The 649-nt window shown below is 67.5% G+C and carries 2 protein-coding genes; both read right to left on the reverse strand.

Going from position 1 to position 649, the window contains the following annotated elements:
* The coding region (locus IG99_RS49445; RefSeq protein ID WP_234312188.1) for a condensation domain-containing protein at window positions 1-254 on the reverse strand (254 nt) is incomplete at its 3' end.
* The coding region (locus IG99_RS52475; RefSeq protein WP_234312189.1) for a phosphopantetheine-binding protein at window positions 139-649 on the reverse strand (511 nt) is incomplete at its 5' end. The genes IG99_RS49445 and IG99_RS52475, both read right to left, overlap by 116 nt.

Genomic DNA, 649 nt, shown 5'->3' on the forward strand with positions numbered 1-649 from the left:
ATCAGGTGATGCACCTGAAGCAACGCCACCCACCGCTGCGAGCCGGGAACCCCGGCCGTCGTCACCTGAACCAACGGTGCCGCGGTGATATCCATCACCGACCCGCACGCCGCCAACAGGCCCTCCACCACGTCACCATCACGGCCCAACGTGATCTCTCGGACCGGGATCTGCGCATGCCGGGCCACCACCTGCACCGGCTCGCGCAACCCCTCCCACAGCACGGCCGTGCGGAGAATGTCGTGCCGGTCCACGACCTTTTGCAGCACGGCGACGAACCCGTCCAACCGGGCCCGGGAATCGAACCCCCTCAACGATCCCATTCGCCGGAACCACCACGGACGCGCCGCTGTCTGCGGTACCCAGACCGACCGCGAGCCCCGCCACCGTCGGCGTCACGAACAACGACCGCACCGGCACCGACAACCCACGCTCACGCAACCGCTCCACCAAAGACACCGCCAACAGCGAATGCCCACCCAGCTCAAAGAAGTTGTCATCAATGGACACCCGCTCAACACCGAGGACCTCCGCGAACACCCCGCACAGCACCTCTTCCTGCGGGGTGCGTGGTGCACGGCCCTCCGTGTTCGCGGTGAACTCCGGAGCCGGCAACGCCCGCCGGTCCAGCTTCCCGTTCGGCGTCAGG

It is taken from the genome of Streptomyces griseus subsp. griseus, assembly GCF_000720255.1.
GTDB classification, from domain to species: Bacteria; Actinomycetota; Actinomycetes; order Streptomycetales; family Streptomycetaceae; genus Streptomyces; species Streptomyces griseus_I.